Source organism: Brevibacterium sp. (assembly GCF_052105255.1).
In the GTDB taxonomy this organism is placed as follows: Bacteria; Actinomycetota; Actinomycetes; order Actinomycetales; family Brevibacteriaceae; genus Brevibacterium; species Brevibacterium linens_B.
This window is the reverse complement of sequence record NZ_JBQDYQ010000092.1, coordinates 1-8,086: the sequence shown is the minus strand read 5'-3', so window position 1 is coordinate 8,086 and position 8,086 is coordinate 1. Positions and strand designations below refer to the sequence as shown.

The 8,086-nt window shown below is 62.0% G+C and carries 6 protein-coding genes; 5 read left to right on the top strand and 1 reads right to left on the bottom strand.

Features of this window, described 5'->3' with window-relative positions; translation table 11 throughout:
* Window positions 1-165 precede the first annotated feature (165 nt).
* Window positions 166-2,091 carry a CDP-glycerol glycerophosphotransferase family protein gene (locus ACTIIH_RS15415; RefSeq protein WP_441090904.1) on the bottom strand — a complete coding sequence of 642 codons (1,926 nt, stop codon included), beginning with the start codon at window positions 2,089-2,091 and terminating at the stop codon, window positions 166-168.
* A gap of 268 nt (window positions 2,092-2,359) precedes the next feature.
* On the opposite strand from ACTIIH_RS15415, the gene ACTIIH_RS15410 reads away from it, so the two are divergent.
* The 5 genes from ACTIIH_RS15410 to ACTIIH_RS15390 all read left to right on the top strand — a co-directional run.
* Entirely contained in the window at window positions 2,360-3,373 is a 1,014-nt protein-coding gene (locus ACTIIH_RS15410) for a TetR family transcriptional regulator C-terminal domain-containing protein (protein WP_441090905.1), read from the top strand.
* Between the two features lie 11 nt (window positions 3,374-3,384).
* The gene (locus ACTIIH_RS15405) at window positions 3,385-4,932 is read left to right on the top strand and encodes an ABC transporter substrate-binding protein (RefSeq protein WP_441452746.1); all 1,548 of its coding nucleotides are present in this window, start codon (window positions 3,385-3,387) and stop codon (window positions 4,930-4,932) included.
* A gap of 1 nt (window position 4,933) precedes the next feature.
* The gene (locus tag ACTIIH_RS15400) at window positions 4,934-5,887 is read left to right on the top strand and encodes an ABC transporter permease (RefSeq protein WP_173151635.1); all 954 of its coding nucleotides are present in this window, start codon (window positions 4,934-4,936) and stop codon (window positions 5,885-5,887) included.
* Window positions 5,884-6,801, top strand: a complete 918-nt coding sequence (locus ACTIIH_RS15395; protein ID WP_441452745.1) for an ABC transporter permease — start codon at window positions 5,884-5,886, stop codon at window positions 6,799-6,801. Before ACTIIH_RS15400 ends, ACTIIH_RS15395 begins: the two co-directional genes overlap by 4 nt.
* A partial coding sequence (locus tag ACTIIH_RS15390) for an ATP-binding cassette domain-containing protein (protein ID WP_441452744.1) occupies window positions 6,801-8,086 on the top strand: 1,286 nt, incomplete at its 3' end. The genes ACTIIH_RS15395 and ACTIIH_RS15390, both read left to right, overlap by 1 nt.

Below are 8,086 nucleotides of genomic sequence, written 5' to 3'. Positions count from 1 at the left end.
ATCGGTGGTCCCCAACCGCACGATCGGGTGGTCCCCAAAGCTTCAAATACTCATAAGTACTACAAGTTGCTCGACGCGTCGCCCTTCTTGCAACGTAAGGTGAAAAATAGCAACACGAACAAGTAAGTAGGAAAGCTGAGCCTACCTAATCGTCCGAACGGCCGGTCATCTGGCCCCGGCGCGGAGCAGCTTCTTTCCGGTTTTCCGAATTTTGCGATAGGAACTGCCAAACAGGCGACGGCGCGTCGAGCCTGGAGGCGCGGCGAGAGATTCTACGCGTTCAATGGTGTTACGACCGGGCACGCTCGGCAGGACGCGTATTCCAGATGAGAGTCGTACGCTCTTGTGCGCGAATATCGACAGCGCTAACTCATGATTGGTCAGCTCGGGACCTTGGACCACCCGATCGAACTGAGCATCGTCCAGCCGCCGACGGTATTCGTACGAGAAGAGACCCCTGAGCACGCGGTTTCTTGTAATTAGAGTTTCGGCCCTATCGCCACTCAAGTTCTCAATTGCAGTGAAGGCATCGTAGTCAGCCGCCTCTGAGGGCAAGACTGCCAGCCCTCCTGGTACGTAGGAGACCGTAGAGATCTTGTCCCCGAGAGTCTTGATCTCTTTCAGGAGCAGCTTGTTCACAGGCGCCGTTCTGTCGATTACCAACACGGTCTGCTCGTTCGGTGATCGTCCTGACTCGATCAACTCTCGTAGGAATTCCTCCGATTCGACGCTGTCGGGAAGATAGCCAGCCCAGAACGCCGTCGTTGGTCGTCCGTCTCGCGCCTTCTTTGCGGGAATACTGGAAATCTCATTCCTGATGAAGAAATCAGCCGCCCGCTTCGAGGACTGGCCATCTTCATGCGGGCAGAAACGATTCTGTGCCTGGATGTACCGTTCCCCCTGCAACGGGGTTCGAGCGTGGTCGGCGTCCACTCCAGCATCTGTCAACGTTGCACAAAGCGACTTCACTGATGACACGAGCTCCTGCCTGGACTGGGCCACGGCCCCCGGCAGTTCATCGAGGTCAAGGTTGAGTCCTCTGCTGCGACCATATTCATCTAGATCGTAGAGGTACTGCACTATCGGTCTGCCTGTGGGGAGGAAGTCGAAGAAGATGCTGGAATAGTCGGTTATGAGGATATCGACGACCGTCATCAAATCATTCGAACTGATGTCATGAGGAGGAATGATGACATCGCCGATGAATTCGCTGACCGACGAGTCTTCGATCAGACGGTTCATCCGGTGGTGTCCTCGATACATCAATTGAATGTCGAGTTCAGCCAAAGCCTTCAGATCATTGATCAGTTGGTCTGTGTCGACGACGTCCTCGTCATTGTCCGCACGCCAGGTGGGAGCGTAGAGCACACGCGGACGCTGGTCGCCGAGAACCTTCGGGTCTTCTGTACCGTAGATGCGTCTCAGTCGTGACAAGTCTCTGCGGGCCGGGTTCAATGTGAGGTCGATTCGGGGATATCCGGTCTCGGCGATAGTCGAATTCGAAACGCCTGCCATGGAGTATGCAGACATTACAGCGTCGGTCATGAATTCGCAGGGAGTCAGAACGTGGGTGGCCTTGTTGAAAGTCGCAGTGCCAGCGGGATTTCCGAATCGTGCTTTTGGCGTATTGCGTCCGAGCGCCTTGTAGGGAATTCCGTGCCACGTATTCAGGTACTGCTGCTCTGGACGGCGTGTGAAGAAGCCAGGGAGGTTGGCGTTTCCGACGATCCGTCCAGCAGTTGCCAAGAAGTAGACATAGGCTGCGGAACCCCGGCGCGCGAATACGACATCGGGGAGGCCTCTGTATCTGTCTGGGATCGATTCGCTTCCGTCGAAAGACCACACGTGAAGGAATTCTCCATAAGTTGGGTGCGCGCGCAGGTACTCGAAGATGCTATAAGGGTTGTCGCCCATGCGCGCGCCCGACATCGTCTCATAGAAAATGACCCGACGATTTGCCGGTGCAGCCGACCTGTACTTGATGTATTCCTGACGAACAGAAGCGGCCTTTCCCAGCGGCTTAACCCAGAAGCCATCAGACACTTGGGTGTGTTTGAGCGCCTTGTGCAGCAAAGTCTTTTCACGGCTCATCCCTGGAAGTCCTTTCGGCTGGCCCGCCTGTCGCCTTCAACCCCGATGTTACCGACAGTTGACGGACTGTGCATCTAGCAAGAGCCTACTTGATTTGCAGAGCACTCTACGGTGAACTCGGCCCCCACCACAGACTGTCTTTCGACATTGGTCCGAGAAGATGAGCGTACACGTATTCGTATGCACGTTCCGTGAGTCGCATTGCGCAGGACAGCATGGAACCCCAGTAAGTCTTGCCAAAATCGCAACTTGTGTGCAGACTGTACAGGTGGTCACGACAAGCGAAGGTGCGGACAGCACACAGAATTCCCTGGTGCTCCGTGTCCGCAACGCCATCAAAGACGCGGGAATCAACCATAGTGAAGTCGCCCGACGGATCGGGCTCGACGCCTCCAAACTCTCGAAATCCCTGGCCGGGACCCGCAAGTTCCGGGTCGAGGAGATCTCAGGCATCTCTGAACTCACCGGAGTCACCACCGACTGGCTTACGACCGGTCGCAGGGCGGGGGCGCCTCGGCGGGTGATGGTCACCGACGCACCCACCCAGCACCGTGAAGTACCGGACCTAGTCGATGACGGGACGCGCGCTGACGCACATGCCGCCGGGGGAGCGGCCGCAGGTCCGGCGCCGACGAAGGAGTGGATGTCGAAGGGCACCCGAAACCGCGTGACGATCATCGTCGCCGCATGGGAGCTCTATGCCGACCTCGGCATCGACAAAGTCCGTACCGAAGACGTCGCGGACGCGGCCGGGGTGACCGCCTCGGCGGTGAACTACCACTTCCGGACGAAAGACCAACTGCTGCAGGCAGCACTGCGCTACTCGCTCGACATCATCGCCGAGACCCGGCACCTCAACGATGTATCCGACCCCATTTCTGTCCTCCGCCACTTCGCACGGCTCCACGCTGGCGTCAACTCGAAGATCCGCCGCGTCTGGTCGATCTGGCTCCAATGCTGGGCCCGAGCCTCCACCGACGAAGGAGCCCGGGCGAACCTCACCGCTGTCTACGGCGAATGGCTCGACATGATCACGGCGGTCATCGACGCCGGACAGCGATCGGGCGCGATCCGCACCGGCGACAGCGCTCTCATGGTCAAGGCACTGGCGATCTTCATCGACGGACTCGGCGTCGCACGCACGACCGAACACATGCCTCTGACCGATGACGAAGCGCTGACCATGCTCGAGAACTACTTGGCCGCGCACATCCTCACCGACACCCGAACCCCGAAGTCAGAACGAGTTGCCGCAGCCGGCGGACCCGTACCGACGTCCTAGGAAGAAGGCACATGAGAACACCGAACCGAAGACAAGCGCTGGGGGCAGGCCTTACCGTGGCCGGAGTGGCGGGCTTGAGCGCCTGCGGCGGCGGGGAAGTCGGTGCCGCCGATGCCGGCGACCCCGTCAAAGGCGGAACCCTGCGCGTCGGGATCACCGGCGGCAACTCAGCTGACACCGTCGACGCCCACATCCCCGTCAACAGCGGCGACATCGCCCGCACCGTCAACCTCTACAACTGCCTGCTGTCGCGGACCGACGACTACAAGATCCAGCCCGAGCTCGCCGAATCCTTCGAACGCAACCACGACGCCACCGTGTGGACGGCCACCCTGCGCGAAGGCGTGAAGTTCTCCGACGGACGCGACATCACCCCCGAAGACGTGGTCTTCAGCTTCGAGAGGATCAACGACCCGGACGATCCGAAGACCGCCTCGGCGAGCTTCACCATGCTCGACGAGGTCGTCGCTACCGGCGACCGCACGGTCGAGTTCCGGCTCACCGAACCCAACGGCATCCTCGACGACTCGGTCTCCGAATACACCACCGGCATCGTCCCAGCCGACTACGACCCCAAGAACCCGGTGTGCTCCGGCCCGTTCGCTCTCGTCTCGCATGCACCCGGCCAGTCGACAGTGATCAAACGCAACGACTACTACTGGCGGACCGACGGCAACTTCCTCGACAAGGTCGAGATCCTCAACTTCAACGACACCGACGCGCTCATCAACGCCCTCCTGTCGACCCAGGTCGACGCGATTGCGCAGATCCCGCTGGCCCTTGTCGAAGTCATCGACGCCGACGAGCGGATGAGCATCCTCAACTCCGAGACGGGCATGTGGTTGCCGTTCACGATGCGCGTGGACAAGAAACCCTTCGACGACGTGCGGGTCCGACAGGCCTTCCGCCTCGTCGTCGACCGCGAGCAGATGATCGAACAGGTCCTTTCGGGCTTCGGCACACCGGGCAACGACATGTTCGCACCGCTCGACCCGAACTATCCCGACTTCCCCCAGCGCACCCGCGACATCGACAAAGCCAAGAAGCTCCTCGCCGAGGCGGGCTACCCGGATGGTCTCGACGTCGAGTTGGTCACCGCGCCCATCCAGTCCGGTGTGGTCGAATCCGCCCAGGTCTTCGCCCAGCAGGCCGCCGACGCCGGCATCCGGGTGAAGATCCGCAAGGTGGACGCGACGACCTTCTTCGGCGACGGATACCTCAAGTGGGACTTCGCTCAGGACTTCTGGAACACCCGCGACTTCCTCGCCCAGTGCGTGTCCTGCGTGATGGACGAATCGCCTTTCAACGAAACCCATTGGAACAACGAGAAGTTCACCAAGATCGTGAAGAAGGCCCGGACGATGTCTGACGCCGAAGCCCGGCGCAACCTCGAACACGAAGCGCAGAAGATGCTCTACGACAAGGGCGGCTACATCATCTGGGGCTTCGCCAACCAGGTCGACGCCTTCCAGAAGTACGTCGGCGGTCTGAAAGAGAACGCCACCGGCAGACCGCTGGGTGGCTGGAGACTTGACCGCGTATGGATCGGAGAGGTGTGACATGTTCGGAAAAGTCATCGGTAAGCGGCTGATCTTCTCCGCATTCATCCTCCTCGCAGTGTCTCTGCTCGTCTTCGGCGCAACCCTGCTGCTGCCCGGCGATGCCGCCCGGGCGATTCTCGGGCAGCAGGCCACCCCGGAACGGATTGCGGCTCTGAACGAACAGCTGGGGCTCAACGATCCCGCCTGGCTGCGCTACCTCCACTGGCTGGGCGGACTCTTCGTCGGTGACTTCGGGACCTCCTCGGCGTCAGGAGGGCCCGTTTCCGAACTGCTCGGGGACCGCCTCGCGGCCTCCTTCATCCTCATGGCACTTGCCGCGATCATCTCCGTGCCCTTGGGCATCGGCCTCGGCGTCTATCAGGCTCTGCACCGCGGGAAGCGCCGTGATCAGACGATGACTGGCATCTCCCTGGTGCTGGCCTCCATGCCGGAGTTCGTCATCGGCATCGGCCTCGTCGCGCTCTTCGCGACCTCGGTGTTCCAGATCCTGCCGGCCGTCACCCTGGCTCCGCCGGGAGAACCCGTGTGGAACCGGCCGGAGCAGCTCATCCTGCCGACGTTGACCCTCGTCCTCGTCGTCACTCCCTACATTGTGCGAATGATGCGAGCGACGATGATCGAGGTCCTCGACTCCGGGTTCGTCGAGATGGCCAGGCTCAAAGGCGTCCCGGAGAAGCGTGTGATCATGCGCCATGCCGTGCCTCACGCCCTCGGACCGGTCGCTCAGGTCGTCGCGATCCAGCTGGCTTGGCTGGCCGGTGGTGTGGTCGTCGTCGAGTTCCTGTTCCGCTACCCGGGGCTCGGCCAAGCACTCATCGATGCGGTCACCTACCGTGACGTGCAGGTCGTCCAGGCGATCTCCATGCTCGTCGCCGCCGTCTACGTCGCGGTGAACCTGGCGGCCGATGTCGTCGGCATCCTCACCAACCCGAAACTCAGGAGCGCAGCATGAGCACCGACGCCAACAGTCTTGATGACCTCAAGTCCGCGGCCACCGATGCCGCTGAGGTGCCCAAGGAATCCCAGACCACCTATGTGCCCTTCTACAAGCGGGTGCTCGCCCAGAAACAGGGCAAGATCGGCCTGATCATCACCGTGGTCGTCGTGGCGCTCGCCCTGTGTGGTCCGCTGCTGCTGCCCTGGGCCACCGGCAACACCTCCACCGAATTCGTCACAAAACCGTTCAGTCCCTACGGCCTGTTCGGTTCGGACAACCTCGGCCGCGATGTGCTCTCTCGATTCCTGGCCGGAGGACTGACCCTCATCGTCTACGCGGTGCTCGCCACGGCGCTCGGCATGATCGTCGGTGCCCTCGTCGGCATGCTCGCCGCGTATATCGGCGGGACGTTCGACGCTGTGATCATGCGCATCAACGACGTCTTCCTCGCCATCCCGCAGCTGGTGTTCGCCCTCCTGGCGATCACAGTGCTGGGACCACAAGGATGGGTGCTGGTGACCGTCATCGGCCTCACCCACGCTCCGCGCATCGCCCGCGTCGCGAGGTCTGCGACCCTGGGCGTCATCACTGAGGACTACATCAAGGCAGCGGAGATGTACGCGATGCCGCGCTGGAAGGTGCTCATCCGTGAGCTGCTTCCCAACATCACCGGACCGCTGAGCGTGGAGGCCGGCCTGCGCCTGACCTACTCGATCGGCTACATCGCCTCGCTGTCGTTCCTCGGACTCGGTCTGCAGCCGCCCGCGGCCGACTGGGGTCTGATGATCAACGAGAACCGCATCGCCCTGTCCATCCAACCCTGGGGTGTGCTGCTTCCGGTCATCGCGATCGCACTGCTGACGATCGGCACCAACCTGCTCGCGGACTCCTTCGCCCGAGCCACCGCATCGACATCAGTGGAGGCCTGATGAGCACGAAGACAGAGACCGTTCGCCACGATGATGCAAACGAACCGAACGAGAAGATCGTCCTGCGCGTGTCCGACCTGCGTGTGCTCACGAACGCCGGCGACGAGATTCTTCACGGCGTCGACTTCGCCCTGTCCCGGGGAGAGATCCTCGGACTCGTCGGCGAGTCCGGTTCCGGTAAGACCACGGCTGGTCTGGCCTGCATGGGACACTTTCGGGAGGGCCTGAAGTTCGGATCCGGGTCCGTAAGCATCTGGCCGCGCGGGGACGCCACCCACCTTGAGGTCGGCGAGCTCGACGAGGTGGCCCTGCGCGATCTGCGCGGATCCCGGATCGCGTACATCCCCCAGGATCCCGCGCTCTCGCTCAACCCGGCAATGCGTGTGGGCGAGCAGATCCGGGAGGTCCTCGACATCCACGACTTCGGAGCCTCGGATCGTGAGCGAGCTGATCGCGTTGCAGAGGTGCTCGTTGACGTCGGCTTGCCCGGGGATCGTGCCTATCAGCGACGCTGGCCCCATCAGCTCTCCGGCGGTCAGCAGCAGCGCATCGGCATCGCCATGGCCTTCGCCATGTACCCCGATGTGCTCATCCTCGACGAACCGACGACCGGCCTGGACGTGTCCACGCAGTCGGTCGTGCTCGACACGATCCGGCAGATGACGGTGGCGAACAATGTCGCCGGTCTCTACATCACCCACGATCTGGCGGTGATCAAGGACATCTCCGACCGAGTGGCTGTGATGCTGCGCGGCGACCTCGTCGAAGAGGGCCCGGTGTCGGCAGTGCTCGAACGTCCGCAGCACGACTACACAAAGATGCTCATGGCGGCTGTGCCCGATCTTGCCGGACGCAAGACCATCGGCGACGGGGCCGCAGAAGCGAAAGCCGTCGCCGAGGCCGACGAGAAGACACATATCCTCGTGTCGACAGAAGAGAAGCCCGGCGGACCCGCTGATTCGGGCGAGCACGGATCCGACGGTGACGCACGGGACGGGGCAGCCGCCTCGGCGGGGGAGCGGGACGGAGGTGCCGCCTCGGCGAATGCACCTCTGCTCGAAGTCAAGGATGTGGCGCTCGCCTACGGGAAGGCGCAGATCCTCGACGGGATCAACCTGACCCTGGAGCCGGGGGAGTGCACGATGCTGCTCGGCGAATCCGGTTCGGGTAAAACGACGCTTTCGCAGTGCGTGGCCGGGCTCAACGACGACTACAAGGGATCTGTTCGACTGCGCGGCACGGAACTGGCACGGTCGACGCGCAAACGCACGAACGAGCAGCGCGT

What these genes read in the sequence shown, in the direction of transcription:
- ACTIIH_RS15415 (WP_441090904.1), bottom strand. Translation starts at nt 2,091, where the DNA reads ATGAGCCGTGAAAAGACTTTGCTGCACAAGGCGCTCAAACACACCCAA.
- ACTIIH_RS15405 (WP_441452746.1), top strand. Translation starts at nt 3,385, where the DNA reads ATGAGAACACCGAACCGAAGACAAGCGCTGGGGGCAGGCCTTACCGTG.
- ACTIIH_RS15400 (WP_173151635.1), top strand. Translation starts at nt 4,934, where the DNA reads ATGTTCGGAAAAGTCATCGGTAAGCGGCTGATCTTCTCCGCATTCATC.
- ACTIIH_RS15395 (WP_441452745.1), top strand. Translation starts at nt 5,884, where the DNA reads ATGAGCACCGACGCCAACAGTCTTGATGACCTCAAGTCCGCGGCCACC.